Origin of the sequence: Virgibacillus sp. W0181, assembly GCF_051846915.1 — a bacterium.
In the GTDB taxonomy this organism is placed as follows: domain Bacteria; phylum Bacillota; class Bacilli; order Bacillales; family Amphibacillaceae; genus JBPYCR01.
Genome location: NZ_JBPYCR010000076.1, coordinates 1 through 549, shown reverse-complemented (window position 1 = coordinate 549; position 549 = coordinate 1). Strand labels below are relative to the sequence as shown.

The following is a 549-nucleotide window of genomic DNA, read 5'->3' as shown; positions in this document are numbered from 1 at the left end:
CTTCGGCTCCTAGTACCAAGGCATCCACCGTGCGCCCTTATTCACTTAACTAACGTAAATAAGCTGTAACGCTTTACTTTCTGTTGATGTCATTGATTACTCGATTCTTATTTAGTTTTCAAGGTACAAATAGCCACATACTTTATAGTGGCAGGGTCATGCGATTGAGGTATTTACTCCCTCAAAACTGAACGAAACAACTTCGTATGTCTTAGGCCTGCAGGATGCAGGTCATACCGATGTTGCCACACGATGTGGCGAACTTAATCGGTTTCCGTAGTCCAGGTCAAGCGCCTATCGACTAGGCGCTTTCGCTTCCTAGTTTTCCTTAGAAAGGAGGTGATCCAGCCGCACCTTCCGATACGGCTACCTTGTTACGACTTCACCCCAATCATTGGCCCCACCTTCGGCGGCTGGCCCCTAAAAGGTTACCTCACCGACTTCGGGTGTTGCCGACTCTCGTGGTGTGACGGGCGGTGTGTACAAGGCCCGGGAACGTATTCACCGCGGCATGCTGATCCGCGATTACTAGCGATTCCGGCTTCATGC

The 549-nt window shown here is 50.3% G+C and carries 1 rRNA gene; it reads right to left on the bottom strand.

From position 1 onward, the window contains the following. Positions 1-332: 332 nt before the first annotated feature. Positions 333-549 (bottom strand): 16S ribosomal RNA (locus ACLIBG_RS15610); the annotation flags it as partial.